The 26,777-nt window shown below is 64.9% G+C and carries 28 protein-coding genes; 13 read left to right on the top strand and 15 right to left on the bottom strand.

Going from position 1 to position 26,777, the window contains the following annotated elements; all coding sequences use genetic code 11:
- Positions 1-4: 4 nt before the first annotated feature.
- Genes J3E61_RS05375 through J3E61_RS05360 form a run of 4 tightly spaced genes read left to right on the top strand, consistent with a single transcriptional unit; the run spans position 5 to position 4,366 of the window.
- Entirely contained in the window at positions 5-463 is a 459-nt protein-coding gene (locus tag J3E61_RS05375; protein WP_210082867.1) for a GtrA family protein, read from the top strand.
- Positions 441-1,256, top strand: coding sequence for a glycosyltransferase family 2 protein (locus J3E61_RS05370; protein ID WP_210082866.1), 816 nt, complete (start codon positions 441-443; stop codon positions 1,254-1,256). Before J3E61_RS05375 ends, J3E61_RS05370 begins: the two co-directional genes overlap by 23 nt.
- Positions 1,253-2,815 (top strand): glycosyltransferase family 39 protein, encoded by a 1,563-nt coding sequence (locus tag J3E61_RS05365; RefSeq protein ID WP_210082865.1) that lies wholly within the window; start codon positions 1,253-1,255, stop codon positions 2,813-2,815. Before J3E61_RS05370 ends, J3E61_RS05365 begins: the two co-directional genes overlap by 4 nt.
- Positions 2,816-2,818: 3 nt before the next feature.
- A complete protein-coding gene (locus J3E61_RS05360; protein WP_210082864.1) occupies positions 2,819-4,366 on the top strand; it encodes a glycosyltransferase in 1,548 nt (515 codons plus the stop codon).
- 11 nt (positions 4,367-4,377) lie between these two features.
- Here J3E61_RS05360 and J3E61_RS05355 read toward each other — a convergent pair whose 3' ends face one another.
- The 10 genes from J3E61_RS05355 to J3E61_RS05310 form a co-directional block, all read right to left on the bottom strand.
- A complete protein-coding gene (locus tag J3E61_RS05355) occupies positions 4,378-5,208 on the bottom strand; it encodes an SDR family oxidoreductase (protein ID WP_210082863.1) in 831 nt (276 codons plus the stop codon).
- Positions 5,209-5,236: 28 nt separating this feature from the next.
- Positions 5,237-5,683, bottom strand: a complete 447-nt coding sequence (locus J3E61_RS05350) for a nuclear transport factor 2 family protein (RefSeq protein ID WP_210082862.1) — start codon at positions 5,681-5,683, stop codon at positions 5,237-5,239.
- Positions 5,684-5,696: 13 nt separating this feature from the next.
- Positions 5,697-7,649, bottom strand: a complete 1,953-nt coding sequence (locus tag J3E61_RS05345; RefSeq protein ID WP_210085440.1) for an FAD-dependent oxidoreductase — start codon at positions 7,647-7,649, stop codon at positions 5,697-5,699.
- A gap of 50 nt (positions 7,650-7,699) precedes the next feature.
- Positions 7,700-8,827, bottom strand: a complete 1,128-nt coding sequence (locus tag J3E61_RS05340) for an NDMA-dependent alcohol dehydrogenase (RefSeq protein WP_192724240.1) — start codon at positions 8,825-8,827, stop codon at positions 7,700-7,702.
- Positions 8,828-8,920: 93 nt separating this feature from the next.
- Positions 8,921-9,466 carry a nuclear transport factor 2 family protein gene (locus J3E61_RS05335; RefSeq protein WP_210082861.1) on the bottom strand — a complete coding sequence of 182 codons (546 nt, stop codon included), beginning with the start codon at positions 9,464-9,466 and terminating at the stop codon, positions 8,921-8,923.
- Between the two features lie 2 nt (positions 9,467-9,468).
- Entirely contained in the window at positions 9,469-9,675 is a 207-nt protein-coding gene (locus J3E61_RS05330) for a ferredoxin (protein ID WP_210082860.1), read from the bottom strand.
- A gap of 9 nt (positions 9,676-9,684) precedes the next feature.
- Positions 9,685-11,037: a cytochrome P450 gene (locus tag J3E61_RS05325; protein WP_192724237.1), complete on the bottom strand. Its 1,353-nt coding sequence runs from the start codon at positions 11,035-11,037 to the stop codon at positions 9,685-9,687.
- Complete coding sequence (locus J3E61_RS05320; RefSeq protein ID WP_210082859.1) at positions 11,034-11,861, bottom strand: SDR family oxidoreductase; 828 nt, start codon at positions 11,859-11,861, stop codon at positions 11,034-11,036. The genes J3E61_RS05325 and J3E61_RS05320 overlap by 4 nt, the downstream gene beginning before the upstream one ends.
- Positions 11,862-13,058 (bottom strand): cytochrome P450, encoded by a 1,197-nt coding sequence (locus tag J3E61_RS05315; protein ID WP_210082858.1) that lies wholly within the window; start codon positions 13,056-13,058, stop codon positions 11,862-11,864.
- Positions 13,055-13,639: a TetR family transcriptional regulator gene (locus J3E61_RS05310; RefSeq protein WP_192724234.1), complete on the bottom strand. Its 585-nt coding sequence runs from the start codon at positions 13,637-13,639 to the stop codon at positions 13,055-13,057. Before J3E61_RS05310 ends, J3E61_RS05315 begins: the two co-directional genes overlap by 4 nt.
- A 141-nt stretch (positions 13,640-13,780) precedes the next feature.
- On the opposite strand from J3E61_RS05310, the gene J3E61_RS05305 reads away from it, so the two are divergent.
- The 5 genes from J3E61_RS05305 (at position 13,781) to J3E61_RS05285 (ending at position 18,569) form a co-directional block, all read left to right on the top strand.
- Positions 13,781-15,247: an aldehyde dehydrogenase gene (locus J3E61_RS05305; RefSeq protein ID WP_192724233.1), complete on the top strand. Its 1,467-nt coding sequence runs from the start codon at positions 13,781-13,783 to the stop codon at positions 15,245-15,247.
- Between the two features lie 77 nt (positions 15,248-15,324).
- Positions 15,325-16,074 (top strand): SDR family oxidoreductase, encoded by a 750-nt coding sequence (locus tag J3E61_RS05300; protein WP_192724232.1) that lies wholly within the window; start codon positions 15,325-15,327, stop codon positions 16,072-16,074.
- Entirely contained in the window at positions 16,071-16,925 is an 855-nt protein-coding gene (locus tag J3E61_RS05295) for an NAD(P)-dependent oxidoreductase (protein ID WP_210082857.1), read from the top strand. Before J3E61_RS05300 ends, J3E61_RS05295 begins: the two co-directional genes overlap by 4 nt.
- Positions 16,925-17,353, top strand: a complete 429-nt coding sequence (locus tag J3E61_RS05290; RefSeq protein WP_192724230.1) for a carboxymuconolactone decarboxylase family protein — start codon at positions 16,925-16,927, stop codon at positions 17,351-17,353. Before J3E61_RS05295 ends, J3E61_RS05290 begins: the two co-directional genes overlap by 1 nt.
- Positions 17,343-18,569: a hypothetical protein gene (locus J3E61_RS05285; RefSeq protein ID WP_210082856.1), complete on the top strand. Its 1,227-nt coding sequence runs from the start codon at positions 17,343-17,345 to the stop codon at positions 18,567-18,569. Before J3E61_RS05290 ends, J3E61_RS05285 begins: the two co-directional genes overlap by 11 nt.
- Here J3E61_RS05285 and J3E61_RS05280 read toward each other — a convergent pair.
- Complete coding sequence (locus tag J3E61_RS05280; protein WP_210082855.1) at positions 18,546-19,184, bottom strand: TetR family transcriptional regulator; 639 nt, start codon at positions 19,182-19,184, stop codon at positions 18,546-18,548. The genes J3E61_RS05285 and J3E61_RS05280 overlap by 24 nt on opposite strands.
- 37 nt (positions 19,185-19,221) lie before the next feature.
- On the opposite strand from J3E61_RS05280, the gene J3E61_RS05275 reads away from it, so the two are divergent.
- Both J3E61_RS05275 and J3E61_RS05270 read left to right on the top strand, forming a co-directional pair.
- Positions 19,222-20,247, top strand: coding sequence for a Rieske (2Fe-2S) protein (locus J3E61_RS05275; RefSeq protein WP_210085439.1), 1,026 nt, complete (start codon positions 19,222-19,224; stop codon positions 20,245-20,247).
- A complete protein-coding gene (locus J3E61_RS05270) occupies positions 20,247-21,332 on the top strand; it encodes a dihydrodipicolinate reductase (RefSeq protein WP_210082854.1) in 1,086 nt (361 codons plus the stop codon). The genes J3E61_RS05275 and J3E61_RS05270 overlap by 1 nt, the downstream gene beginning before the upstream one ends.
- Here J3E61_RS05270 and J3E61_RS05265 read toward each other — a convergent pair.
- Together J3E61_RS05265 and J3E61_RS05260 are read right to left on the bottom strand one after the other, a co-directional pair.
- A complete protein-coding gene (locus J3E61_RS05265; RefSeq protein ID WP_210082853.1) occupies positions 21,322-21,921 on the bottom strand; it encodes a TetR/AcrR family transcriptional regulator in 600 nt (199 codons plus the stop codon). The genes J3E61_RS05270 and J3E61_RS05265 overlap by 11 nt on opposite strands.
- Positions 21,922-21,930: 9 nt before the next feature.
- Positions 21,931-23,160 (bottom strand): cytochrome P450, encoded by a 1,230-nt coding sequence (locus J3E61_RS05260; RefSeq protein WP_210082852.1) that lies wholly within the window; start codon positions 23,158-23,160, stop codon positions 21,931-21,933.
- Between the two features lie 59 nt (positions 23,161-23,219).
- On the opposite strand from J3E61_RS05260, the gene J3E61_RS05255 reads away from it, so the two are divergent.
- Positions 23,220-23,990 carry a N(G),N(G)-dimethylarginine dimethylaminohydrolase gene (locus tag J3E61_RS05255; protein WP_210082851.1) on the top strand — a complete coding sequence of 257 codons (771 nt, stop codon included), beginning with the start codon at positions 23,220-23,222 and terminating at the stop codon, positions 23,988-23,990.
- A gap of 13 nt (positions 23,991-24,003) precedes the next feature.
- On the top strand, positions 24,004-25,272 hold the full coding sequence (gene purD, locus J3E61_RS05250) for a phosphoribosylamine--glycine ligase (RefSeq protein WP_192724223.1): 1,269 nt from the start codon (positions 24,004-24,006) through the stop codon (positions 25,270-25,272).
- On the opposite strand, the gene J3E61_RS05245 is transcribed toward purD, so the two are convergent.
- Together J3E61_RS05245 and J3E61_RS05240 are read right to left on the bottom strand one after the other, a co-directional pair.
- The gene (locus J3E61_RS05245; protein WP_210082850.1) at positions 25,269-26,177 is read right to left on the bottom strand and encodes an alpha/beta hydrolase; all 909 of its coding nucleotides are present in this window, start codon (positions 26,175-26,177) and stop codon (positions 25,269-25,271) included. The two genes, purD and J3E61_RS05245, sit on opposite strands and share 4 nt — an antisense overlap.
- A complete protein-coding gene (locus J3E61_RS05240) occupies positions 26,174-26,752 on the bottom strand; it encodes a TetR/AcrR family transcriptional regulator (RefSeq protein ID WP_210082849.1) in 579 nt (192 codons plus the stop codon). The genes J3E61_RS05245 and J3E61_RS05240 overlap by 4 nt, the downstream gene beginning before the upstream one ends.
- Positions 26,753-26,777 lie beyond the last annotated feature (25 nt).

Here is a 26,777-nt window from a genome sequence, read left to right as displayed (position 1 = left end):
AACGGTGGCAGCGGAGACGGGCCTCAACTTCGCCCCCCGGATCGTGCGGTTCGCGGCGGTCGGAATGCTCTGCTACACAGTCCAATTGGGCCTCATGGCTTGTCTCGAACACAGCATGCATCTCTACTGTGCCGACTTGATCGCCTTTCTTCTTTCCGCACAGCTGAATTTCACACTGAGTCAGGTGTTCACCTGGCGCGACCGTCTGCGCGGTGAATCGCTGCTTGCGCGGTGGGCCAAATTCAACACCAGCGCGCTGATCTCGGTCAGCATCATCAATGCGGCCGTCTTCTGGCTGGTTTGTGAGACAGGTCTGTGGCTCTGGCTGGCGCTGCTCGTCGCGAACGCTGCCAGCACAGTCTGGACTTTCCTTGTGAACCACTTCGTCGTGTTCAAAGCCGAACGTAAACCTTCATCGACCGTTCATGGAGAAGAGCATCATGCGGATATTGCCCATTGCTAAAACACCACTGCCCAGTGTCGCGTTGTTCATGCCGGCATTCAACGAAGCAGCCAACCTCGTCGGCGTCGTGACGAAGGCATTCGAATTCTTCGACGCGGTCGGCATCGAGAAGCGAGCCGTCATCATCGTCGATGACGGGTCGACCGACGACACCGCCGCCGTCATCGAAAACCTCAGGAGCACTTACCCTGTCGAGGCCGTCTCACACGAGGTCAACGGCGGCTACGGTCGGGCGCTGCGTTCGGGGTTCAGCGCGGCACTGGCGACGGGTTGTGAATGGGTGGCCTTTTGCGACTCCGATGGCCAGTTCAATCCGAGCGATCTGGCGTTGCTGTTGGTGGCCGCGTACTCGCATGACGTCAACGTCGTGCTAGGGGTACGCACCAAGCGCGCCGACAACTTGGCGCGAAGGGCCGCGGGCCGTATGTGGCACGGCATCAGCCGGCTCGTGTTGAAATTCCAGGCGGCCGACGTGGATTGCGGCTTCAAGTTGATGCACCGAACAGCGATCGGAGCCGTCGTCGGCCGCTTGCAAAGCGATTACGCGGCGATCTCGCCGGAGCTGCTGGCCCGGCTCTACCGCGACGGTCAGAAGTTCGTCGAGGTCCCTGTACCGCACTATCCACGCGTGAACGGCACGCAGACCGGTCTGAAGGTCAGAGTGGTGATCCGGTCCTTCGTTGACCTCTACAACGTTCGACATGAACTCGCGGGGCCTCGTCAGCGTGGCCCGGTAGTCAACGATCCACTTGCCGCGATCGCCATCAGAATTGCGGGACAGGACGCATCGTGATCGTCACCGAAGCGGTAAAGGTCCGTGCCGCAGCCCCCGCGGCCCGTCCCGATCACACATCATGGTGGGTGGCGATCTTCGCTGTCATCACCTCTGTCTGCGCGTACATGTACTTCGTCAGCAAGGGCATCGCCCTCGGCTATGCGGACTCGATTTCGCATCTGCAGATCGCAGCACGCACGCTGGACAGCCCGACCGCGGGCTTCGCGCAGCTGGGCGGCGTCTGGTTGCCGGTACCGCACCTGTTGATGCTGCCGTTCGTGTGGGTGGATTCGTTCTACTACAGCGGTTTCGCCGGCAGTGTGGTGAGCATGGCCAGCTACGTCGTCAGCTGCGTCTTCATCTACCGGATCATCCGAGATCTCACCAATACACGAACTGCCGCGGTCGCCGGAACTCTGGTGTTCGCTCTGAATCCCAATGTGCTCTACATGCAGAGCACCCCGATGACCGAACTGCTCTTCTTCGCCACTGTCGCCGCCGCGACCTACTACGTGCAGAAGTGGATTCAGACAGCCGACCATTCGCGCGGCTATCCGTTCCTCTTCGCCGGTGCGTTCGCGCTGTTTCTCGGTTGCCTGACACGCTACGAGGCCTGGGTCGTCACCTTCGTACTGGCGGCGGTGCTGTTGTTCGCCGCGTGGCGGAAGTTCGGCCGGAGCGCCGCTGAGGGTGTGTTGCTGACGTTTCTGTTCTTCGCAGGCGCCGCCATTGCGCTCTGGATAGGTTGGAACACCCTCATCTTCGGCAATCCGCTGAATTTCCAGAACGGCGAATATGCGAAGCCGTCGCTATGGGTGAGCGAGGGCGAGAAAGCGGTCGGCAACCCGATTGTCGCGATCAAGACGTACTGGTATGCGACGGTGGACAACATCGGGCTGGTCCTCGTCCTCGTCATGTTCGTGGGCGTGGTCATGTTGGTAGTGAAGCGCAGGAAACTGGACTCCCTGCCGACACTCGGCTTGCTGACGATGGCGCCCTTCTTCGCCGTAGCCCTCACTGTCGGCCAGCGCCCGCTACACGTCGCGGAGATCACAGGCGACATCTACAACGTCCGGTTCGGTCTACTGATGGCCATTCCCGCGGCGATCCTCGGGGGATATCTCGTCAGCCTCATCCCTTCGCGCGCACGCGTTTACGGACTCATCTTGGCCTGCGCCGTCACGCTCATCCCCCTCTTCCCGGACGGTCCGACCGGCGCAGTCACTGCCAGGGAAGGCAGCCTCTTCATCGGATTGGAAAGCAACGTCAGGGAGACCAGCGAGTATCTCGCTGCCAATTACCGCAAGGGCGAAGTGATATTGATCGAGTCGTTCGGCAATGAATCGGTCCTCTTCAACGCCAGGGTGCCGCTCACCAACAACGTTTACGAGGGCAGCTACCAGAAGTGGGATCCCGCCCTCAGCGATCCGCCCGGTCAGCAGATCAAGTGGATCGTGATGCGCGTCGGGAAGACCCCCGACAAGACATTCGGCGAGCTGTATTCGTCCAACAAGATCGCTGCCTATACCGAAGTGTTCCGCAATGACCTCTACATCATTTACGAGAGAAAGGCGTGAGGCATGGTCACGCAAGCCGCCGCGCGTCCGGTGCGCTACACCGCCGCCGCTGTCGTCAATACCGGCCAACTGATCTTCTTCGCGACGGTGATTGTCCTGGTCGTCGCGTTCACAATTGTCGCCCCGCTGACCGCGGCGAAAGTGGTTGTCGCACTGGTGCTGACGTTCTTCGCCGTTTTCGTCGGTCTCTTCAAGATGGGCGCATGGTGGGCGTCGACGCGGTATCGGCATCCGGACTACGTCGTGCCGGACGTCACCGACCCAGACCTGCCGCGTTACACCATCTTCGTGCCCTTGTACCAGGAAGCAGCGATGATACCGCCGATGATACGGGGGCTGAATGAATTGCTTTATCCGAGAGACAAATTGCGGGTGATGCTGCTTGTCGAAACCCGCGATCGCGACCCGCAGACTCGTGCCGCAATCGACGAGGCCAAGCTGCCGGATTATGTCGAGGTCGTCGAAGTGCCGCCGGTCAAGCCCTACGGCAAGCAGCGTGCCCTGAACTACGGTGCGCACAAGGTCCTTCAGGACAAGTCGAAGAAGTTCAGGGCCGGCCTTTGCGTTGTGTACGACGCGGAGGACCGCCCGGAGCCGAGCCAGCTGCTCAAGGCCGCGGGTGCATTCCGCGCCTACGAGAAGATCGACCCGGGCGTTGTCTGCTTGCAGGCGCGATTGGCGTTCTCCAACCAGACCAGCAGCTGGGTGTCGCGGTTGATGTGGGTGGAGTACGCGATCCACTTCGAATGGGTGCTGCCCGGACTCGCACACCTCGGCCTGGTACCCCCACTCGGCGGCACGTCCAATCACTTCCGCTTTGAACCGTTGATCCGTGTCGGCATCAGCAGGAGTCGGCTGCCCCGCGACGCCAAGTGGATCGGGATATGGGACATGTACAACGTCACCGAGGATGCCGACTTGGCGGGCGCGTTGGCGCTGCACGGCTATAAGATCGCCATGCTCGACAGCGTCACGTACGAGATCGCGACTACGACGGTGCCTACCTTGATCGGCCAGCGTTCGCGGTGGCTCAAGGGCTACATTCAAACCGCGCTGATCTTCATGCGCAGGCCGTTGCGCACCATCCGCCACATGGGTCTGCGCCGGTGGTTCGTTTACGAATTGTTCTTGATCGGAACACCATTGAGCATTCTGCTCAGCGCATTGTCCTGGGTCTTGACGTTCGTCTACTTCGCCACTCGATCGCCCGGCATCGAAAAGCTCTTTCCCGTGTTGTTGCTCTATCTGGGCGTGCTACTGCTCGTTTTCGGCAACTTCGCGCTTTTCCTGCAGCATGTAGCTGCAGCCAACAAGCGTAAAGGGTTCAGCACGGTCAAATACATGCTCTTGGTGTTGTGCGGAATCTGGCAGATGCTGACCGTGGTGTCACTGGTGAAGGCGGTCTACGAGCTCATGACGCCGACGAAGCGGCATTTCTGGGACAAGACGGCGCACGGACACGATTTGCACACTTTGGAAGTCGCTACCGGCGACAACGTGATTCCGCTGCGGCCCGACGCCGAGAGGCAGGTGCATGAGGAAACGGCGTAGCTGAGCTGTCGCTAGTCGGCTGTGCGGATCATCTCGTCGAGTTCGTTCACCGACCATGGCGGCGACTCATTGTGGTCCCGGTACGCAACGATCGACGGTTTCGGACGGTCGAAGCGGCCGACGAAACCACCTGCGGCGATGAAGATCTGACCCGTGATGCCCTTGGCGAGATCGCTGGCCAGATACGCGTACGCCGGTGCCACGAACTCGGCTGGCGGAGCGTCGAGCGCCGCCTGCATGCTGGTGTCGTCGAGCAGACCGCGGCGGTGCAACGCGACGATGTGGTCTTCGTACTCAGGGCCTGTCGACAGCCGCGTCTTCGCGCCAGGGCACACGACGTTCGCGCGCACGTCGTGCTCCTTCAGCTCGGCCGCGATCGCCATCGTCAGCCCGTTGACACCGCCCTTGCCAGCCGGGTAGCCGGTGCCGCCGTAGTCGCCGAGGTAGGCGAACGAGCTGCTGTTGATGATCGAACCGCCGCCCTGCGCAACCATTTTCGGCGCCGCAGCGCGACACGTCTCGAAGGTCGTGCCGAGGTGCGCGTCGACCAGGTCGCGGAACTGTGCACTGGTCACGGTGAGTATCGACTCGCTGGCCAGCCCGGCGGTGCCCGCGCAGTTCACCAGGATGTCGATCCGGCCGAACTCTTGGACGCAGGTGTCGATCAACGCGTCAGCGACGGCGGGTTCGGTAGGAGAACCCGCGAATGCGACAGCGCCGGTGATGCGTTGGGCCGCTTCGGCGGCCGTGCCCCCGTCGCGTCCGTTGACCACCACGCCGGCGCCGTGCGCGGCCAGCAATTCGGCCACCGCGAGACCGACTCCTCGGGTGCCGCCGACCACGACGGCTCCGCGGCCTGCCAGAAGCGCGCTAATCCTTCTTGTCCGGCTCAGTGAACTGCATGGCGTCCATGTTCCAGTAGCCGCGCAGGTTGGTGATCAGCCCGGCGTCGTTGACCTTGTAGGTGAACGCGCCGCGCACGGTGGCAACCATGCCGTTAGGAAACTCGGTGCGCAGCACCAGAATGTAGGCGATCTCGGTCGGTGAGCTCGACGGGAATGTCTCTTCCCGAGTGACCGTGAGCTTGTTCGGGCCGATGTTCGCGTCGTAGAAGGCGGCAACGGCCTCTTTGCCGCGCACACCGGTGCCGCCAGGATTGGTGAACGCGTCGCCGATCGGGTCCTCGATCATGACGTCGTCGGCCATCAGCGCCAGCCAGCCGTCCCGGTCGCCGGATTGCACGCAGCGCCATGACGACTCCGATGCGGCGACGACGGGCGTCTTTTCAGCTGGCTTTTGCATGGTCTCCTGACTCATTTCACTCCTCTTGTTAGATGGCGCAGGCGGCGCGGGCGCCGTCCTCGGTGGCCTTGCGGATCAGCCCGAGCCCAGTGCAGTCCCCCGCGGCGTGCACAGCGGCATCGGGCAGGGCGGCGACGAGCTTTTCGTACAGTTCCGTGTTCGGTTGTAGCGTGCCTGCAACGACGACGCTGTCCGCAGCGAGCCTGCGGCTGCTGCCGCCATACGGCGTGAAATCCACGCCGTCTGGCGCGATCTGCTCCACCGCGACGCACACGTGCACCGTTACTCCCGACCGGTCGAGCCGGTCCATGTGTTCGGTCTTGCGCTTGTTGCCCAGTTCGGGCGCGATGGTCTTGCCTGTCTCCAGCACCGAGACGAGCCGACCACGCGCGGCGAGGAACTCGGCGAGCTCCAGCGCGACGAGGTCGGCGCCGATGATCACGACACGGCGGCCGAGCGGCATCCATGCCTTCGACGCCACGCGCACCGCCCTGGGGCGGACCAGCCGCTGCCGCCATCCGCCGAACTGTTCACGAAGCGCTTGTCCTGTCTGCACATGCGGCAGCGCGCTGCCTGCGATGCTGGGCACGACGACCTGGCCACCGTTGGCCACCACCACGGCGTCTGGCTGCAGGGCGACGACGTCGTCGGCTGAAACGGCTTGTCCCAGCTCGACATTCACATCGCTGCGGCTGACCTCATCGCGCAGCCACCGCAAGAACGGCTCGTTCTCTGGGTGCAGGATCGACGCCCACAGCAGCGCGCCGCCGGTCTGGGTGTCGCGCTCGAAGAGCGTGACACGGTGGCCGCGCTCGGCGGCGACCCGCGCCGCCTCCATGCCTGCCGGTCCGCTGCCGATCACCACCACGTTCTTGGCGCGCGACGCGCGGGGTGCGGCCAGTTCGCGTTCCTTGCCGGTACGGGGATTGACGGCGCAGTCGACAGAGAAGCGTTGTTCCATGGCGTCGATGCAGTTTTCGCACGAGATGCACTTACGCACGCGGTCGGCGTGACCGGAGGCGACTTTGTTCGGCAGCTCGGGGTCGGCGAGCATCGGACGGCCCATCGCGATGAAGTCCGCGCGCCCGTCGGCGAGAATCTGCTCGGCACGCTCGGGGTCGTGGATGCGTCCGACAGCGATGACCGGCACATCGACGACTTGCTTGACCGCGGCAGCCGCGCCGACGTTGAGCGCGTCGCCGTCGTCTGAGGAGTTGACCATGCCGGTTACGAGCCGGTCGATCACGCCGCCGCTGACGTGGAAGGCGTTCACACCGGCGGCTACCAATTGCGGTGCCACCTGGGCGGTTTCGAACATCGGTCGACCGCCTGCGACCCGCTCATACCCGGAGATGCGCAGCGTGATCGGCAGTGCGTCACCGATCTCGGATCTGATGGCGGCCAGCGCCTCGACGACGACGCGGATGCGGCCCTTGACCGAGTCGCCGCGGTAGTCGTCGGTGCGGCGGTTGCGCTGCGGCGCCAGGAATGAGCCGAGGAACATGTAGCCGTGCGCGGCATGTAGTTCGATGCCGTCGTAGCCGGCTTCGGCCGCTCGACGAACCGCCGCTTTGAACAAGTCGAACACCTCGACGAGCTGTTCATGGGTGACCTCCGCCGACGGCCTACCGGTCAGGTACGACGGAATAACCGACGGCCCAATGGAAGTAACGCCGTACATCTCCTGTCCCAGCCCGTCGGGTCCGGCGTGCACGATCTGCGGCTGGATCTTGGCGCCGTGTTCGTGCACCGCGTCAACCAGTGCGCGGTGGGCGTCGACGGCCGCGTCGGTGCCAAGGTGCAGGCCGCCGGGCGTCTCGGGGTGTTTGGGGTCGATTCCGGTGGCGCCCACGGTGATCAGCCCGACGCCTCCCTTCGCCCGGGCGGCGAAGTAGGCACGCGTGCGCTCCGCGGGTAGGCCGTCCGGCGTTCCGTACATGGTCTCCATCGGAGACATGACGAAGCGGTTGCGCAGCGTCATCGAGCCGATCCGGCCCGGCTGCAACAAGTGGGTGAACCCGCGGGCCACCGCTACCGGTCGTCGTCGGTGTAGCGGATCACGCCGCGAATGTTCTTGCCGTCCAGCATGTCCTGGTAGCCCTCGTTGATCTGCTCCAGCTTGTACTGACGGGTGATCATGTCGTCGATGTTGAGCTTGCCTACCTTGTACATCGACAGCAGCTGCGGAATGTCGTAGTGCGGGTTGCCGCCGCCGAAGATGGTGCCCTGCAGGTTCTTCTGCATCAGCGTGAGCATCGCGAGGTTGAGCGTCACCTGGGTGTCGAGCAGACTGCCGATCGCGGTCGCGACGCAGGTGCCGCCCTTGGCGGTGATCATCAGGTAGTTGTCGATGTCTTCCCCGTGGAGCTCGCCGACGGTGACGATGACTTTGTGGGCCATGAATCCCGCGGTGACCTCGGCGATGCCCATCAGCGCGGTGTTGATGTCCGGATATGCATGGGTGGCACCGAATTTCAGCGCCGCGTCGCGCTTCCACTCGACGGGCTCGATGACGAAGATGTGCCGAGCGCCCGCATTGACCGCACCCTGAAGGGCTGACATGCCGACGCCGCCGACGCCGACGACCGCGACGTCCTGGCCGGGCCGGATGTCAGCGGTGCGTACCGCCGAGCCGTAGCCGGTGGTCACGCCGCAACCCACCAGAGCGGCGACCTCGAACGGGATCGACGGGTCGATCTTCACCACAGAGCTCTTGTGCACGACCATGTACGGCGAGAAGGTGCCAAGCAGCGTCATCGGGAAAACGTTCTGGCCCTTGGCCTGGATCCGGAAGGTGCCGTCGGAGACGGCCGCGCCGTTGAGAAGTCCTGCCCCCAAATCGCACAGATTGCGCAGCCCGGCCTGACACGACGGACAGTGCCCGCACGACGGGATGAAGGACAGCACGACGTGGTCGCCGGGGGCGACTTCCTCGACGCCGGGCCCGACCTCGGTGACGATGCCGGCTCCCTCATGGCCGCCGAGCACCGGGAAGCCGCCCATCGGGATGCCGCCAGTGACCAGATGATGGTCGGAGTGGCACATCCCCGACGCCTCCATCTGGATCTTCACCTCGTCCTTGACGGGGTCGCCGATCTCGATCTCCTCGATCGACCACGGCTGGTTGAACTCCCAGATGAGAGCGCCTTTTGTCTTCATCCTCAGGTGCCTTCCGCTAGTGCCACTGACCACAGACTAGAGCCATTAGTTAGGTGCGTCACACCCGCCCCCAAGCAACCGCTTGGCCGGGAGTCACCAGATGGGCACCGGCGCTTGCCCGAGCGGGTAGTAGCCGGGCAGCTTCTCCCCGGCCAGCGAGCGTTCGATCCGCTTCTGCATGCCCGCGCTGAGGTCACCGGATTCGATCAGCTTCATGAACATCTTGGAGACGTGGCCGAAGTCGAAGAAGTCACGCTGCCACTCGATCTTCAGGTTCGCGTTCAGCCGGAACCAGCTGCCGCCGATGCCGTAGATCTCGTCCTGCGTGCCGTCGGCTTTGTCCACGATCTGCTTCCAGAAGCCGACGATCTCGCCGAGCTTGTCGTCGACGATCACCTTCTGATACTCGTAGCGCCAGTTCTCCAGGCCCTGCATCTCCAGACCCAAGGCGACGTCGCGGATTTCATCGATGCCGACGCACATCACGTCTTCCTTCGGGCCGATGTTCCAGCCGTAGGTGGCGTCGTCTGTGTAGAAGTCGGCGAGAGGTCGCCAGTCACCGTTCTTTTCGCAGTCGCGGTTGACCGCAAGCCACTGCTCGACCCAGTTGTCGAGTTCTTCTCGGGGCAATGACGGCATAGTCAGTCCTTATCTTCTTTGATGGACAGTGCTTGCGTGGGACAGGCCCACACGGCTTGTTCGATCTGGGCCCGATCGTGTTCCGGCGGTTCTGTATTGAGGATTTCGACCTTCCCCCGTTTGGGCACCGTGAAGTAGTCGGGCGCCTCGACCTCGCACATGGCGTGGCCCTGGCAGAGATCCAAGTCGACCTCGATCCGAAAACCCATGGTCTCCTCCTACTTGGCGCGCCTGCGGTAGCGTGCTTTGGCCGGGCGCTCCAGTTGCACCACCATCTTCGAGTGGTCATTGCGGTACGAGTCGGCGGGCTGCGCCATCTCGAACTCGTACTCGCGCAACAACACCGAGAAGATCGCCTTGATCTGCATCTGGGCGAACGCGGCGCCGACGCAGCGGTGCCGTCCCGCGCCGAACGGGATCCAGGTCCAGCGGTTGGCGATGTCGGCCTGTTCGGGCTTGTTGTAGCGATCGGGGATGAAGGCGTCCGGGTCGGGGAAGTCCTCGGGGATCCGGTTGGAGACAGCGGGAGACGCGGCGACGAAGTCACCCTTGTGAATCGGAAAGCCCTGCACTTCGAACTCGCCCTGGGCGACCCGCATCAAGATGATCAGCGGTGGATGCAGCCGAAGCGTCTCCTTGACGACGTTGTCCAGCTTCGGAATCTGGCGCAGCGCATGGAAACTGACCTCTTGGCCGTCGGCGTAGAGCTCGTCGAGTTCGTCGCGCACCTCGGCGTAGATTTCGGGATTGCGGATCAGTTCGATCAGCGTCCACGCCGATGTTCCTGAGCTGGTGTGGTGGCCTGCGAACATCAGCGAGATGAACATGCCGGTGACCTCGTCGGCGGAGAACCGGGGGTTTCCGTCCTCGTCGCGGATCGACACCAGCACGTCGAGCATGTCGCGGTCGGCCTTGTCCTTCGGCGGATTGGCCAACCGCTGGTCCATGATCTCCTGCACCAGCGCAACGAGTTTCACGCGGGCCTCGTCGCGGCGCCTGAAGCTCTCGATCGGCAGGTACGGGTCGACATAGCACAGCGGATCGGTGCCGCGCTCCAGGTCGTGGTAGTACTCGGCGAACCTGTGGTCGAGCTGTTCGCGGAACTTCAACCCGATCAGGCACGCGGTCGAGGTGTATATGGTCAGCTCGGCGAAGAAGTCGAGCAGTTCGATCTCGCCTTCGTCGCCCCAGTCGGCGATCATCTTCTTGACTTCGCCCTCGATGGTCGCGGCGTGGCCCTTCATCTGCTCCCCGCGCAGCGCCGAGTTGTGCAGCATCTCCTTGCGCCGCTCGGGGCTGGCGTCGAACACCACACCCTTGCCGAAGATCGGCGTCATGAACGGGTAGGCCTCGGCCTGGTCGAGATCTTCGTCGGCAGAGCGGAAGAAGAACTCGTTGGCCTCCGCGCCGGACAGGAAGATCACGTGCTTGTCGACGAGTTGGAACCAGCCGACATCGCCGCATTCCTCGCGGATGCGTTTCATCAAACCGATTGGGTCGGTGCGGAATTCCTCGAGGTGGCCGTGCTCTTCTTCGCCCCCGGACACCCGGGGCACAATTGCGGTGGTCATACCGGTGGCATTCCTTCCTCGCCAAGCGCAAGTTTCTGCCGGTCCTTCTTGTCGGCCAACGGCGCCTCGGGCTGCAGTTCCATGTTCGCGATGAACCCGCCACGCGGCGTCTCGGCGACGAACGTGATGGCCCGCGCGAGATCCGCCGCCCGCAGGAAGTAGTCGTGACGGGCCTGGCCCCATTTGGCCCAGTCTTCGAGGGCTGGACCGATCAACTCGGCGGGCAGGCTCCAACCCATGTTGGTCTTGGTCGGGCCGGGATGCACGATCGAGGCACGGACGCCGGTGCCTTCGAGTTCCATCTGGAAGTTGGTGACCATCGCGACCAGTGCGGCCTTGGCCGCGCCGTAGGCACCCATGTGCGGGCGCTGACGAAGTGCGACGTCGGAGCCCACGAAGATCAGGTCACCACGCTGGCGCTCGATCATGCCGGGCAGCACCGCGGCGGCCAGCCGGTTGGCGCCGACCAGGTGGATCTGCAGCTGCGACTCGAACTCGTCGGTGCTGATGTCAGCCAGCTTGCCGAAGTAGGTGTCACCGGCGCCCGCCACCAGTACCTCGATCTCACCGAGCGCCTCGACCGATTGCGAGACAAAGGATTTGACCGAGCCGGGGTCGGTGACGTCGAGGTGGAAACCAACGGCCTCGCCGCCGTCGGCGCGGATCTTGCCGACGATTTCGTCGAGCTTCTCGACGCGGCGAGCGCCGAGTGCGACGGGAAAGCCGTGCGCGGCAAGCTCGATCGCGGTGGCTTCGCCGATCCCGGACGAGGCGCCGGCGACGATGGCTGGTCTGCGCTTGGGCAGCGGTTCAAAGCGGGGCATTCAGCGGGTCTCCACGGTGATCGGTAGATGAGCGAATCCGCGGACGTTACTGGAGTGGACGCGGACGGCGTTGGCCTCGTCGACTTCATATCCGCGGATTCGCTTGAACAACTCGGCCAGCGCCACCCGAGCCTCCATTCGCGCCAAGTGCGCGCCGAGGCAGAAGTGGGCACCGCTGCCGAAACTCATGAGTTTGGACCCGATTTCGCGTCCGATGAGGTAGTCGTCGGGGTTGGTGAAGACTCGCTCGTCGCGGTGGGCCGAACCCGGCAGGAGCAACAGGACGTCGCCGTCGGGAATGGTGGTGTCATACAGCGTCAGGTCTCCGGAGACGGTGCGCGCGAGGATCTGACTGGAGGTGTCGTAACGCAGCGTCTCCTCGACCCACAACGGCACCCGCTCCAGGTCGTCGTAGACGGGCGTCAGCTGGTCAGGGTTCTTGTGCCCCCAGAACGCCGCGTTGGCAAGCAGTTTGGTGGTGGTCTCGTTGCCCGCGATGACCATCAGGAACATGAAGCCCAGAATCTCGTCGTCGGTCAACCGGTCGCCGTCGATCTCGGCCTCCAGCAGCGCCGTCGTCAGGTCGTCGGTGGGCTTCTTGCGACGCTCGGCGACCATCTCCTGGTAGTAGACGATCAGGTTGATGGACGCCTCGACCGCCGCTTGCGGCACGTCGGTGACGCCTTCGTCGCGGTGCATGACACCGTCGGCCCAAGCACGGACCTGAGCCCGGTCGGGCTGGGGAACGCCCATCAATTCGGAGATGACGTCCATCGGGAGCTTGCCCGCGAATTCGTCGACGTAGTCGAAAGTCTCTGACTGCAAAGCGATGTCGAGGTGCTGAATGGCGATCTCGGTGACTCGTGGTTCCAGTTCGCGGATGCGCCGCGGGGTGAAACCCTTGGAGACCAGGGTGCGCAACCGCAAGTGCGCGGGATCGTCCATCGCGAGAAACGACATGGTCTTGGATGCGTGCGGGCCACGTGACGCCGGGTCGAGCGAAACGCCGAACTTGTTCGACAGCGTCGTGCTGTTGCGGAAACCCTGCAGCACGTCACTGTGCCGCGACAACGCCCAAAACCCGAGCTCCTCATTGTGATACAGCGGAGCTTCGTCGCGCAGCCGCTGGTAGTACGGGTACGGGTCTTCGTGGAAGTCGTAGTCGTACGGATCGAGCACGAGGTCGCTTACGGTCACTCTTCTTCTCCCAGGATGAGGCCGACGACGTAGGTGAGGCGGTCGGCGATCTGGTGGTACGTGACGACGCCGCTGCCCGCATGGACCAGCGCGCCGAAATACGTCATCTCGAGCGCGGAAACCGTGCGTGGGTCGGCGTCTGGGCCGACCGCCGACCGGATGCGCTTGTGGATCTCCGCGCCGATGCGATCGCGCACCGCGCGCACGGCCTGATCGCCATTGCTCAGCAGCGCCGTCGTGCACGCGGCCGCGACCTCCGGCTCGTCGGCGATCATCAGTGTCAGCGCACGCAGCGCCTGCTCGACGCGACTGGTGCGGGTGTCGTTGACGTCGGTGAAGTACGGCACTTGCCGGACGAGGTCCAGGTACACCTCGGCAATCAGATGGTTCTTGGACGAGAAGTAGGTGTAGGCGGTCGCCGGGGCGACCTTGGCGCGGGCGGCCACCGCCCGCACCGTCAGATCGGCATATGACGACTCGCGCAGCATTTCGACGCCGGCGGCGAGCACCTTGCGGAACGTCTCCTCCTGGCGGCGGTTGCGTGGCTGTTCTGTGACGGCTGCCACGGCATCGCTGGACACATGTCCAAGTTATCTGACCGGATGGCCGATAGGCAAGTACGCAGGTGAATCGGGTCATGCTTGCAACAAGGACGCTTCGCGGGCTATCGTTCGGATAAGCCAAGTCGGACAGTTGTCCAGCAAAGAAGCGGAGAGTTGGTCATGGGCCTGCGCAGCGATCGCCAGAGTCAGCTGTTCATCGACGGGAAGCTGGTTGCCGGTAGTGGGGGCACGTTTCCGACGATCAATCCCGCCACCGAAGAGGTGCTCGGAATGGCCGCCGACGCGACCGTCGACGACATGGACCGGGCGATCGAGGCAGCTCGCCGCGCGTTCGACGAGACGGACTGGTCGACCAACGTCGAGTTGCGGGTGCGGTGTGTGCGCCAGCTGCAGGAGGCGCTCACCAAGAACGTCGAGGAACTACGCGAGCTGACCATTGCCGAAGTCGGTGCCCCAGTCATGCTGACCTCGATGGCGCAGCTGGAAGGTCCGATCGCCGACCTGAGTTTCTGCGCCGACACCGCCGAGTCCTACCAGTGGACAACCGACTTCGGCATCGCCGAGCCGATGGGCATCAAGACGCACCGCACCGTCGCACGGGAAGCCGTCGGCGTCGTGGGTGCCATCACCCCATGGAACTTCCCGCATCAGATCAACCTGGCCAAGCTCGGCCCGGCGCTGGCGGCGGGCAACACCGTCGTCCTCAAGCCGGCGCCGGACACGCCATGGTGTGCCGCCATCCTCGGCGAGTTGATCGCTGAGCACACCGACATCCCGCCCGGCGTGCTCAACATCGTCACCTCCAGCGACCACGGCGTCGGCGCGCTGCTGTCGAAAGACCCACGCGTGGACATGGTTTCGTTCACCGGGTCGACGGCCACCGGACGCGCAGTGATGGCCGACGGCGCCGCGACACTCAAGAAGGTCTTCCTTGAACTCGGTGGCAAGTCGGCCTTCCTCGTGCTCGACGACGCGGATCTGGCCGGCGCGTGTTCGATGTCGGCGTTCACTGCATCGATGCACGCCGGTCAGGGCTGCGCGATCACGACCCGGCTGGTGGTGCCGCGAGCGCGTTACAACGAGGCGGTCGAGGCTGCGGCGGCAACCATGGGCTCGATCAAGCCGGGCGATCCGACAGACCCCGGCACCGTCTGCGGGCCGTTGATCTCCGCGCGGCAGCGGGACCGCGTTCAGGGCTATCTGGACTCGGCCACCGACGAGGGCGGCAAGTTCGCCTGCGGCGGCGGCAGGCCCGCCGACCGCGACACCGGCTTCTTCATCGAGCCGACAGTCATTGCGGGCCTTGACAACAACGCGAAGGTCGCACGTGAGGAGATCTTCGGCCCGGTGTTGACGGTGATCGCGCACGACGGCGACGACGACGCGGTGCGGATCGCCAATGATTCGCCGTACGGGCTGTCCGGCACCGTGTTCTCGGCCGATCCGGACCGTGCCGCGGGCATCGCCGCGCGGATGCGCGTCGGCACCGTCAATGTCAACGGCGGCGTCTGGTACTCCGCCGACATGCCGTTCGGGGGATACAAGCAGTCCGGCATCGGCCGGGAGATGGGCCTGGCGGGTTTCGAGGAGTACCTCGAGACCAAGGCCATTGCCACAGCAATTTGACCCGCCGAACGTGGGTTACCCGCACGCCTAACGGCGAAAAACGTGCATCAAGTCCACGCTCGGCGGAAAGGAAAGATATGCAGTTCGACGAAAAGGTCGCGATCGTCACCGGCGCCGGTGGCGGCATCGGCCAGGCCTACGCCGAGGCGCTGGCCCGCGAGGGCGCTGCGGTGGTGGTGGCCGACATCAACACCGAGGGCGCGCAGAAGGTCGCCGACGGGATCAAGGGCGAGGGCGGCAACGCGCTGGCGGTCCGAGTGGATGTGTCCGATCCGGACTCAGCGAAAGAGATGGCCGCGCAGACGCTTTCGGAGTTCGGTGGCATCGACTATCTGGTCAACAATGCGGCGATCTTCGGCGGCATGAAGCTGGACTTCCTGATCACCGTCGACTGGGACTACTACAAGAAGTTCATGAGCGTGAATATGGACGGTGCCCTGGTGTGCACTCGCGCGGTGTATCGAAAGATGGCCAAGCGCGGTGGCGGCGCCATCGTCAATCAGTCCTCGACGGCGGCCTGGCTGTACTCGAACTTCTACGGTCTGGCGAAGGTCGGCGTCAACGGCCTCACCCAGCAGCTGGCCACTGAGCTCGGCGGGCAGAACATCCGGGTCAACGCGATCGCGCCCGGTCCCATCGACACCGAGGCGAACCGGACCACGACGCCGCAGGAGATGGTTGCCGACATCGTCAAGGGAATTCCGTTGTCCCGCATGGGCCAACCCGAAGACCTGGTCGGCATGTGCCTGTTCCTGCTGTCCGATCAAGCGAAGTGGATCACCGGCCAGATCTTCAACGTCGACGGCGGACAGATCATCCGCTCATGAGTGACGACATCAAGCTCGGCTATATCGGCCTTGGCAACCAGGGCGCGCCCATGGCCAAGCGTCTCGTCGAATGGCCCGGCGGTCTGGTGGTTTTCGATGTGCGCGCCGAGGCGATGACGCCGCTGGCCGAAGCCGGCGCCAGTCTCGCCGACAGTGTGGCCGACGTGGCGGAGGCCGACGTCATCAGTGTCACCGTGCTCAACGACGAGCAGGTGCGCGATGTTGTCGGGGAGTTGGCGGCGCATGCGAAGCCCGGCACCGTCATCGCGATCCACTCCACGATCAGCGACGGGACTGCCGCCGAGTTGGCCGAGCAGTTGCATTCGGAGGGCATTCACATCGTTGATGCACCAGTCAGCGGTGGCGACCGCGCCGCGAAGAAGGGCGAGTTGGCAGTGATGGTCGGCGCCAGTGATGAGGCGTTCGAACTCGTCGAGAAGCCGTTCTCGCTGTGGGCATCGCTCATCGTGCACGCCGGACAGCCTGGCGCGGGTACCCGAATGAAACTGGCCCGCAACATGTTGCACTTCATTTCCTTCACCGCCGCGGGTGAGGCATTGAAGCTCGCCGACGCAGCAGGTGTGAACTGCCAGGACCTCGGCAAAGTCGTCCGCCACAGTGACAAGCAGAGCGGCGGCGCGGGCATGGTCATGTGGCGCGACGATGCGAAGCCACTTGCCCCTGACCACTTTCTGTATCAACCCTTCCTGCACAACCGCGCGTTAGGCGAGAAGGATTTGCGCCTGGCGCTGGCGCTCGGTGAGGAATTGGGCGTCGAGCTGCCGATGGCGGAATACGCACTGCAAAACTTCGCCGCCAGCCTCGGCGTCCCGCATACGAAGGAGTCGTAATGGAAGAGCTGCGCAAGAAGGGCCTCGCCAAGATGAACGAGGTCTATGGGTGGGAGATGCCGGACATGCCCGGCGAGTACTTCGCCCTGACCGCAGACCACCTCTTCGGCACCATCTGGACGCGCCCCGGCCTGTCGATGCGGGACAAACGGATCATGACGCTGACCGTGGTGACCGCTCTCGGTATCTCTGACTTGGCCGAGATCCAGGCCAACGCCGCGCTCGCCAACGGCGAGATCACCGAGGACGAGCTCAAGGAGATGGCGATCTTCCTTACCCACTACCTCGGATTCCCGTTGGGTTCCAAGCTCGACGGCGTGGTCACGAAGGTGACAAAGCAGCGGAAGAAGCAGCAGGGCGAGGACAAGAAGGCGAACGTCGACGCGGCGCTGAAGATGCACTCGGGAAGCAGTCTCGATGACAAGTAGGTTTGCCGGCCTGTCGCGGGAGCAGCTCGCGACGCTGGTGCCGGAGCTGCTGTTGATCGGTCAGCTGATCGACCGCTCCGGAATGGCTTGGTGCATCAGCAATTTCGGTCGCGAGGAGATGCTGCAGATCGCGATCGAGGAATGGATGGGCGCCAGCCCGATCTACACCAGGCGAATGCAGAAGGCTCTCAACTACGAGGGCGACGACGTCGTCACGATCTTCAAGGGCCTGCAACTCGACATCGGCGCGCCCCCGCAATTCATGGACTTCCGCTACACAGTGCATGACCGTTGGCACGGTGAGTTCCACCTCGACCACTGCGGCGCGCTGCTCGACGTCGAACCGATGGGCGAGGAGTACGTCCGCGGCATGTGCCACGACATCGAGGACCCGACCTTCGACGCCACCGCGGTGGCCACCAACCGCAGGGCGCAGATCCGTCCCATTCACCGCCCGCCGCGGGCGCCTGCCGACCGCCACCCCCACTGCGCGTGGACCGTGGTCATCGACGAGTCTCACCCAGAGGTGCAGGACCATCCCGTCCTCGACGTGATACGCCGAACCCGCGCCGCCCGAACCGAACTCGACCCGATCGACGCTGACGACGAAGGGCAGTCGGATTACTCGGGCGCCTTGGTGTCCGACTTCGACTTCGGCGCGTTCTCACAGTCGGCGCTCGTGCGGATGGCCGACGAAGTATGTCTGCAGATGCACCTGCTGAACCTGTCGTTCGTCATCGCGGTCGGCAAGCGCGCGGGTACGAACACCGAACTGGCGACCGAGATCTGCACCAAACAGCTCATCGGCCTTGCCGGCATCGCCGCCGAACGTATTCACCGCGCTCTGGGCCTGCCCGGCGGCATCGAGGGTGCGGTGCGCACGCTTGAACTGCATCCGATGTTCAATCCCGCCCCGTACGTGACCGCCGAATTCGGCCCGGACACCGTGCACGTCCGCCGCTCTGCGGCGCACGAGGACGGGGCGTGGTTGTCGTTGGTCGGACCGACCGAGATGCGCCCGCTGCAGGCGGCCGTCACCGCGATCGACCCGCGACTCGACGTCGAGGCCGCAGGGACCGACAGCGAGTGGACGGCGCGAATCATCGAAACCGACACGGCGGCAAAGGAATTACCGGAGGTTTCGGTGGTCCGGGTCAGCGGCGGCGCGACGTTTACCTTCGAGCACCGAAAGTCATTGCCGCTCACGGTGATCTGAGCGCTGCACGTACGTCACGATGGCGTTCGTCAGGCCACGCCGCGCCATATCGAGGTCGTAGTAGGAACCGAGTTGGCGCTCCGAGGCGAGGCCCCGCATAGCGCCTGGGATGAACGACGCGACCTCACGGACCCGTTCGGGATCGACATCGACGTCGCGGAACGCCTCTTGGCACGCTTCGATCCAACTGCGCCCCCATGATTGGAGTTCAGCGGCCGTCTTCGGATAGAGCCGCTCCAACTCCGCGCCATCGCGGGGCAACGCTGCCCGCAGCGTCTCGATCGCGCGCGAATCGGGTGCCGACAACCCGTCGAAGAGGAGGTCGATGATGGCGGCCACCCGCTCGCGCAACGGCGCATCCGGGGTGGCCTGTGAAGGCAATTGCCCGCGCCGCTCAGCGGTGCGACGCAACACCGCGGCCCACAAGCCGTCGATATCGCCGAACTGATATTTGACCGCACCCCAAGTCGCGCCGGCGTCCTTGGCGATGCGATTGGCGGAAGCCGCGGCGACATCACCGCTCGCCAGGGCGCGCAGCGCCGCGTCGAGCATGGCGTCCCGCGTCGCCTGACCGCGGCGGTTGCTCCGCCGAGCGCTCGTCGCCGAATCTGACACTTGACGAATGATAGAGCCCTCTGTGATTCTTGTCGACATGGCCAAGCCGCCACTGTCCATGAAGCCGACGGGCTGGTTCCAGGTCGCCTGGTCGGACGAGGTCGGCGTCGGTGACGTACGCGCGATGAAGTACTTCGGCGAGGAGCTGATCGCATGGCGTTCCGAGTCCGGCCAGGTCACGGTCATGAACGCCTACTGCGAACACCTCGGCGCGCACCTCGGGTTCGGCGGCCACGTCGTGGGGGAGGTGATCCAGTGCCCGTTCCACGGCTGGCAGTGGAACGCCGACGGCCGCAACGTCTGCATCCCCTACGAGAGCAGGCCCAACCGCGGCCGTCGGATCAAGACCTATCCCGTCGTTGAGCGCAACGAGTCGATCTACCTCTGGCACGACATTGAGGGTCGCGACCCGTTCTTCGACGCACCGGACGTGTTCGCCGACTTCCATGACGGCCGCAGCCCGGCCGACTATTACCCGCAGCAGCGGCTCTTCGAGCAAGGCCATGAGCTGCATCCGCAGTACGTGCTCGAAAACGGTGTCGACTTCGCGCATTTCAAGTACGTGCACCAGACGCCGATCAATCCGATCTTCACCCGCCACGACTTCGCCGAACCGGTGTCCTATGTCGACTTCACCATCACCTTCGAGGGTGACGACCAACAGTCCATCGACGACGTGGGCAGTGGCGTCGAGGCGATCAACGGCGGACTCGGTGTGGCGGTGACCAAGAGCTGGGGGATGATCGACAACCGCACGATCTCGGCGATCACTCCCGTCGACGAATCGACCTCCGACGTCCGGTTCATGGTCTACATCGGCCGGACGCCCGGCAAAGACACGGAGCGGGCGGCGCAGAAGGCCGCGGAGTTCGGCGAAGAAGTCATCCGGCAGTTCCGCCAGGACATCCACATCTGGTCGCACCAGCGTTATTCCGATCCGCCCGCGCTGGCCAGCTCCGAGTACGAAGGGTTCACGGCGATCCGCAAGTGGGCCCTGCAGTTCTATCCTGACGGCCGCGGCGGCAGTGCCGCGGACCTTGCTTCGGCCAATCAGAAGGGTTGATGTTGTCCAACAAGCCGATTCGTGTGTTCCAGGTCGCCACGGGCAACGTGGGCTCCGAGATGATCAAGCGCTACGGCGCACAGTCCGAGCTCGAACTGGTTGGGGTGCACTGCTATTCGCCGGACAAGATCGGCAAGGATGCCGGCGAGCTTGCGGGTATCGAACCGAACGGCGTCGTCGCCACGGGCACGGTCGAGGAGATCATCGCCGCCAAGCCCGACGTGTTGACCTTCCACGGCGTGTTCCCCGACGAGGACCTCTACGTCAAGGTGCTCGAGGCCGGGATCAATGTTGTCACCACGGCCGACTGGATCACCGGCTGGCACCGCGACACCAACCACCCCCACCCATCGGGCAAGCCGGTCAGCCAGGTGCTGGCAGAGGCGTGCGAGAAGGGCGGCGCTACTTTCTACGGCACGGGAATGAACCCCGGTGTCAACCAGATCCTCGGCGTCGTCTGCTCATCGGATGTCGCCGAGATCGAGAACGTCACCACCATCGAGTCCGTCGACGTGTCGTGCCACCACAGCAAGGACACCTGGATCGAGGTGGGTTACGGTCTGCCCGTTGACGATCCGAGCATTCCGGGCAAGCTGGAAAAGTACACCCGCGTCTTCGCCGACAGCGTGCTGATGATGGCCGACTGCTTCGACCTGAAGCTCGACGAGGTCAAGTTCAGCTACGAACTGGGCGCGTGCACCAAGGACGTCGACCTGGGTTGGTACACCCTGCCGAAGGGATCGCTCGGCGGCAACTACATCAAGTACCAGGGCATGGTGGACGGGGTGCCGCGCGTCGAGACGCACCTCGAGTGGCAGATGACACCGCACACCGATCCGAGCTGGGATATCAAGGGCTGCTACATCACCCAGATCAAGGGCGACCCGTGCATCTACAACAAGCACATGATCTTCCCGAAGCCCGGCGTGGACCTCTCCGATCCGTCGAACTTCGCGTCGATCGGCATGACCGTCACTGGCATGCCCGCGCTGCATGCGATCGAGTCGGTGGTGGCCGCCCCGCCAGGGCTGCTCACCAGTGCCGATCTTCCGCTTCGCGGGTTCGCAGGCCGGTTCAGGATCTAGGCCCGACAGCCGAGCCGACCCACCGCCTCAAGTAGTCGCGCAACTCGGCGCCCTGCCGCGGCGGCCGGCCGGGATCGACGACGAACGACTGGATGATGCGCAGCAGATGCTCGGCGAGTTCGTCGAGATCCGCGTCGCTGAAGCCGAGGCCCGCCCAGTCGACGTCGAACCGACGCAGCATCGAGTTGGCGAACTGCACGGCGACGTCGGAGGTGACCGATTCGGTATGCGCATCGGCGCGGCCCGGAACGATCAGCAGGCCGATGTGCTTGTCCTTCGGTAGCCATTCCAGCGCCGTCGCAATGCCTTCCGTGACCGCTTCGACCGGATCGGTGATGCCCTGCAGATGCGTGGCCAGTCGGTCGAGGAAGTCGGTGGCGGCGTGTACGGCAGCGGCCACGAGCAATGTTTCGGTGCTGGGGTAATACCGGTAGACGGTCTGCCGGGTGACCCCGAGCGTGCGCGCGACGTCGGCGATGGAGAAGTCGGCACCCTTGGCGTCGATGGCCTTGCCCGCGGCGTCGAGGATGCGGGCGACGGCTTCTTCGTCGGTTGCGGGGGCCGAGCCCGACCAGCCGTGGGTGCGCACGCGCCGATGCTATCCGCGATAAGAGACTTGTAGCCGCTTGACCCCGTTGAGCCAGCCTGATCGAAGCCGTTCCGGCTCCGACAGTTTGGCGATGTCGGGGATCTGCTCGGCGATCTCGTTGAAGATCAGCTTGATCTCCATGCGCGCGAGGTTGGCGCCGATGCAGAAGTGTGCACCGTTGCCGCCGAAGCCCAGATGCGGGTTGGGGTCGCGCTGGATGTTGAATCGGAACGGCTGGTCGAACACCGCGTCGTCGTAGTTGGCGGAGCTGTAGAACAGGCCGACGCGCTGCCCCTCACGGATGGCAACGCCGTCGATTTCGGTGTCCGCCAACGCCGTTCGCTGGAAGCAATGCACGGGGGTGGCCCAGCGGACGATCTCGTCGGCCGTCGTCTCGGGCCGCTCGCGCTTGAACAACTCCCACTGGTCGGGGTTTTCGAAGAACGCGTTCATCCCGTGTGTCATCGCGTTCCGGGTGGTCTCGTTGCCTGCGACCGCCAGCAGGATCACGAAGAACGCGAACTCCACGTCTTCCATGGATTCGCCGTCGATATCGGCCTGGACCAACCGCGTGACGATGTCGTCGGCCGGGCAGCGGCGCCTCTCCTCGGCCATGGTGTAGGCGTAGCCCATCAATTCGGCGTTGGCGGCAACGTAATCCGCCTCGAAGTCGGGATCTTCGGTGTTCATGATTGCGTTGGTCCAGTGGAACAACTTTTCGCGATCGGCCTCGGGCACACCGATGAGGTCCGCGATCGCCAGCAGCGGTAGCTTCATCGCGATGTCGTCGACAAAGTCGCCGCTTCCCTTCTCCTTTGCCGCGGCGACGATCTCACGGGCCGCGACGGCGAGCTTGTCCTCCAACGTGGACACGGCTCGCGGCGTGAACAACCGTGACACGAGCTTGCGCAGCCGCGTGTGCTCCGGCGCGTCGTGGTTGATCAGCAAGGCCTTGGTCAGCTCGAGTTGTTCGGCGTCGGTGCCCTCGGGCATCCGCATCACCACACCCTTGCGGTTGGTCGACCACAGGTCGCCGTTGCGCGAGATCTCCTTGATGTCGGCATGACGGCTGATCACCCAGTAGCCGCCGTCGTCGAAGATCGATTCCTTTTGCTCGTTCCACCACACCGGCGCGGTCTTGCGCAGCTCGGCGAACTCGGTGACGGGGATGCCCTTGAGCAGGACGTCGGGGTCGGTGAAGTCGTAACCCTGGCCGAACGGACATGTGGTCTGCGTCATAGTTAGACCATACACCGCGATGTCAAGTGTATGGCCTGATCCGACCGTACGATCGAGCAGTGCACGGCAAGAAGGCGTTGGTGAGGCGGCCCGGCTCACGGCTGGCCGAAGGGCTCCTCACCCACATCGAGCGGTCCTCTATCGACGTGAACACCGCGATGAGGCAGTGGGAGGGCTACCTCCGGGCGTTCGTCGACGCAGGGTGGCGGGTCACCGAGGTCGAGCCCGCGCCTGCGTGTCCCGACAGCGTGTTCGTCGAAGACACCGTCGTGGTGTACGGCGACCTCGCCGTCATCGCACGACCCGGCGCCGCCGAACGGCGGCCGGAAACCGAGGGCACCGAGAAGGCCGTCGCCGAAATGGGTTACCGCATCGCACATATCGCGGCACCCGGGGTGCTCGACGGCGGCGATGTGCTCAAGCACGACGGCATCGTCTACGTCGGACAGTCGGGCCGCACCAACGCCGACGGCATCCGCCAGCTGGCCGAGCACCTCGAGCCGTTCGGCGCGACCGTGCTGCCCGTCGCGCTGTCCAAGGCGCTGCACCTCAAGTCCGCGGTGACCGCGCTGCCCGACGGCACGATCATCGGCTACGAGCCGGTGGTCGACGACCCGTCGGTCTTTCCAACGTTCCTCGCGGTACCCGAGGAGCCGGGTGCCCACGTCGTCCTGCTCGGCGACGGAAAGCTACTGATGTCCTCGGCCGCACCCGAGACCGCCGCGTTGCTGCGGACGCGTGGCTACGAACCGGTGCTCGTCGACATCGGAGAGTTCGAGAAGCTCGAGGGCTGCGTGACGTGCCTGTCGGTCCGGCTGCGCGGCATCTGATTAGGGTGTGCCTGTGCGCGTCCTCGTGATCGGATCCGGAGCCCGTGAACATGCGTTGCTGTTGGCGCTGCGCCGAGACCCCGAAGTCGAGGAGTTGGCTGTCGCCCCAGGCAATGCCGGAACCGCGATCATCGCCGATCAGTACGACGTCGACGTCGGCTCCGGCGAGGCCGTCACCCAACTGGCCCAGCGCATCGGTGCCGACCTGGTTGTCGTGGGTCCCGAGGTGCCATTGGTCCTCGGCGTCGCCGACGCCGTGCGCGCCGCGGGCATCGCGTGCTTCGGGCCGACGAAGGACGCCGCCCGCATCGAAGGATCCAAGGCGTTCGCCAAGGACGTGATGACCGCCGCGGGTGTGCGGACCGCGACGAGCGAGATCGTCGACAACCCTGCGCACCTCGACGCGGCGCTGGACCGGTTTGGTCCCGCCGCCGGCGAGCAGGCGTGGGTGGTCAAGGACGACGGGCTGGCCGCGGGCAAGGGCGTGGTGGTGACCGCTGACCGCGACGCCGCGCGGGCGCACGCCGCGAGCCTGCTCGACTCCGGACACCCGGTGCTGCTGGAATCGTTTCTCGACGGCCCCGAGGTGTCGCTGTTCAGCATTGTCGACGGCGAGACCGTCGTACCGCTGGTTCCCGCACAGGATTTCAAACGAGTCGGCGACAACGACACCGGACCCAACACCGGCGGGATGGGTGCCTACGCACCGTTGCCGTGGCTGCCCGCCGAGGTGGTCGAGCGGATCGTCGACGAAGTGGTCAAACCCGTTGCGGTGGAGATGGTTCGGCGGGGGAGCCCGTTCTCGGGTCTGCTGTACGCCGGGCTGGCGATCACATCGCGCGGCCCTGCCGTCGTCGAATTCAATTGCCGCTTCGGCGATCCCGAGACTCAGTCCGTGCTGACGCTGCTGGACAGTCCATTAGGGCAACTGCTGCGCGCGGCCGCCACCGGTCAACTGGCCGATCAGCCGCCGCTGCAATGGCGCGACGGCTATGCCGTGACCGTCGTCGTCGCTGCGGAGAACTATCCGGGGCGGCCGCGGGTCGGCGACGTGATCGTCGGGTCGGAGGCCGACGGCGTGCTGCACGCGGGCACCGCGCGACGCGACGACGGCGCGATCGTGTCGTCGGGCGGCCGGGTGCTCTCAGTCGTCGGCACGGGCGCGGATCTGGTGGCCGCTCGCGATGCCGCCTATGCGCTGACCAATTCGATTCGCTTGCCCGGCAGCCACTTTCGGTCCGACATCGGGCTGGCAGCGGCGGAGGGCCGCGTCAGCGTCTAAGCAGTCAGCAGGGGAGCCATCCAGGCGATCTCCGCCGGCAGCTGCGAACTCCAGAACGCACCGTCGTGTCCGCCGGGCGAAAACCCGCCCGATGGCGGAGTGGGCAGCTGGCCGATGAACTGCTTGGTCGCCGAGTAGAACGGATCGCTGTTGCCGCAGTCGATTCGGATAGGGATCTGGCCCAGCTGCGGCAGACCCCACACGCTGTTGGTGGCGTAGTCGTCGGCCCCGTCGAACGCACCCGGGGCCGTCGCGCCCGACGATGTCCACAGCGCGGGGCTCACCGCGCAGATCGCCGCGGTGCGGGCGGGGCCGAGTCGCGCGCCGAGCAGCAGCGCGCCGTAGCCGCCCATCGACCAGCCGAGAAAGCCGACCCGTGAAGTGTCGAGCCCTTGCGAGGCCAGCATCGGGATGAGTTCGTTGAGCACCATCGCGCCGGAGTCCTCGCCTGACGCACGTTTGTGCCAGTAGCCTCCGCCGCCGTCGACCGCGACAACCGCGAACGGCGGGATTCCCGCCGCGACGGCCTGCGCCAAACCGTTCTCGACGCCGCCCGCCATCACGCCCGCGGCATCCTGCCCCTTGCCGTGCAGTGCGATCACCGGCCGCAGCGCGGCGGTCTGTCCGGGCGGGCGCGCTATCGCCCAGTTCGTCGCAACACCGCCGCGCGCGGCGGAGACGAACGAGCCGTCGACGTACGTCGGCTGCACGGCTGCGGGTGCGGGCTCCATCGGCGGCGGGGGAGCCAGTGGAGTGCCCGCACTCGTCATCGACACCGACGGCGCGGCCGTGCTCGGCGTGTGCAGCACCGAACCCAGCGCGTAAGCACCGGCGGCCCCGGCCGCGGCGCCGACGCCAAGGCGCAGAATCGCGCGGCGACTGAGTTCAGGCATGCGGGCCATCATGCCAAAGGCGTTTCGACGATCGCCGTGAACACCGCGTCGAGCACGTTGACCAGCTGATCGGGGTCGGCCTGGTTGAGTGCGCGGGTGCCGACCGCCCGGCGCATCAGCAGCACCCCGGCGATCACCGACAGCATGACTTCGGTGCGGATCGGGCGACCGGCTTCGGGAAGCTGACGGGACAGCCGCGTGCCGACGTGACGCTCGATACCGGCGCGCACGATCTCGACGGCCCGCGGATTCGACACCGAGCGCAGCATGATCAGGAACGGCTCGAGGGGGTCGGCGTCCGGATCGGTCCTGGCGACCAGCGCGACGGCCGCGCCGTGCGGAAGGTCGTCGGCATCGTCGGCGATCACGGCCGGAATCGCGAACGACGTCTCGACGGCCTCGGCGAACAACTGCTCCTTCGAGCCGAAGTACCTGTTCACCATCATTGCCGTGACGCCGGCGTCGGTCGCGATCTCGCGCACGCCGACCCCGTCGTAGCCGGCGCGGGCGAAGTTGCGAATCGCGGATTCGAGGATCGCGTCGCGGGTGGCTGCAGCGTTGCGCGGTCGGCGGTGCGTGGATGCCATGGCTCGACGGTAGGGAATAGGAAGC

The organism is Mycobacterium sp. OAE908 (genome assembly GCF_017872775.1).
Classification (GTDB): Bacteria; Actinomycetota; Actinomycetes; order Mycobacteriales; family Mycobacteriaceae; genus Mycobacterium.
The sequence above is the reverse complement of the archived record's forward strand: the minus strand, read 5'-3'. Positions and strand labels throughout refer to the sequence as shown.

Excerpts from the sequence above, each read along its gene's own strand:
- J3E61_RS05370 (WP_210082866.1), top strand. The coding sequence starts at position 441 with ATGCGGATATTGCCCATTGCTAAAACACCACTGCCCAGTGTCGCGTTG.
- J3E61_RS05360 (WP_210082864.1), top strand. The coding sequence starts at position 2,819 with ATGGTCACGCAAGCCGCCGCGCGTCCGGTGCGCTACACCGCCGCCGCT.
- J3E61_RS05350 (WP_210082862.1), bottom strand. The coding sequence starts at position 5,683 with ATGAGTCAGGAGACCATGCAAAAGCCAGCTGAAAAGACGCCCGTCGTC.
- J3E61_RS05345 (WP_210085440.1), bottom strand. The coding sequence starts at position 7,649 with ATGACGCTGCGCAACCGCTTCGTCATGTCTCCGATGGAGACCATGTAC.
- J3E61_RS05340 (WP_192724240.1), bottom strand. The coding sequence starts at position 8,827 with ATGAAGACAAAAGGCGCTCTCATCTGGGAGTTCAACCAGCCGTGGTCG.
- J3E61_RS05335 (WP_210082861.1), bottom strand. The coding sequence starts at position 9,466 with ATGCCGTCATTGCCCCGAGAAGAACTCGACAACTGGGTCGAGCAGTGG.
- J3E61_RS05330 (WP_210082860.1), bottom strand. The coding sequence starts at position 9,675 with ATGGGTTTTCGGATCGAGGTCGACTTGGATCTCTGCCAGGGCCACGCC.
- J3E61_RS05325 (WP_192724237.1), bottom strand. The coding sequence starts at position 11,037 with ATGACCACCGCAATTGTGCCCCGGGTGTCCGGGGGCGAAGAAGAGCAC.
- J3E61_RS05320 (WP_210082859.1), bottom strand. The coding sequence starts at position 11,861 with ATGCCCCGCTTTGAACCGCTGCCCAAGCGCAGACCAGCCATCGTCGCC.
- J3E61_RS05305 (WP_192724233.1), top strand. The coding sequence starts at position 13,781 with ATGGGCCTGCGCAGCGATCGCCAGAGTCAGCTGTTCATCGACGGGAAG.
- J3E61_RS05300 (WP_192724232.1), top strand. The coding sequence starts at position 15,325 with ATGCAGTTCGACGAAAAGGTCGCGATCGTCACCGGCGCCGGTGGCGGC.
- J3E61_RS05295 (WP_210082857.1), top strand. The coding sequence starts at position 16,071 with ATGAGTGACGACATCAAGCTCGGCTATATCGGCCTTGGCAACCAGGGC.
- J3E61_RS05290 (WP_192724230.1), top strand. The coding sequence starts at position 16,925 with ATGGAAGAGCTGCGCAAGAAGGGCCTCGCCAAGATGAACGAGGTCTAT.
- J3E61_RS05285 (WP_210082856.1), top strand. The coding sequence starts at position 17,343 with ATGACAAGTAGGTTTGCCGGCCTGTCGCGGGAGCAGCTCGCGACGCTG.
- J3E61_RS05275 (WP_210085439.1), top strand. The coding sequence starts at position 19,222 with ATGGCCAAGCCGCCACTGTCCATGAAGCCGACGGGCTGGTTCCAGGTC.
- J3E61_RS05270 (WP_210082854.1), top strand. The coding sequence starts at position 20,247 with ATGTTGTCCAACAAGCCGATTCGTGTGTTCCAGGTCGCCACGGGCAAC.
- J3E61_RS05260 (WP_210082852.1), bottom strand. The coding sequence starts at position 23,160 with ATGACGCAGACCACATGTCCGTTCGGCCAGGGTTACGACTTCACCGAC.
- J3E61_RS05245 (WP_210082850.1), bottom strand. The coding sequence starts at position 26,177 with ATGATGGCCCGCATGCCTGAACTCAGTCGCCGCGCGATTCTGCGCCTT.
- J3E61_RS05240 (WP_210082849.1), bottom strand. The coding sequence starts at position 26,752 with ATGGCATCCACGCACCGCCGACCGCGCAACGCTGCAGCCACCCGCGAC.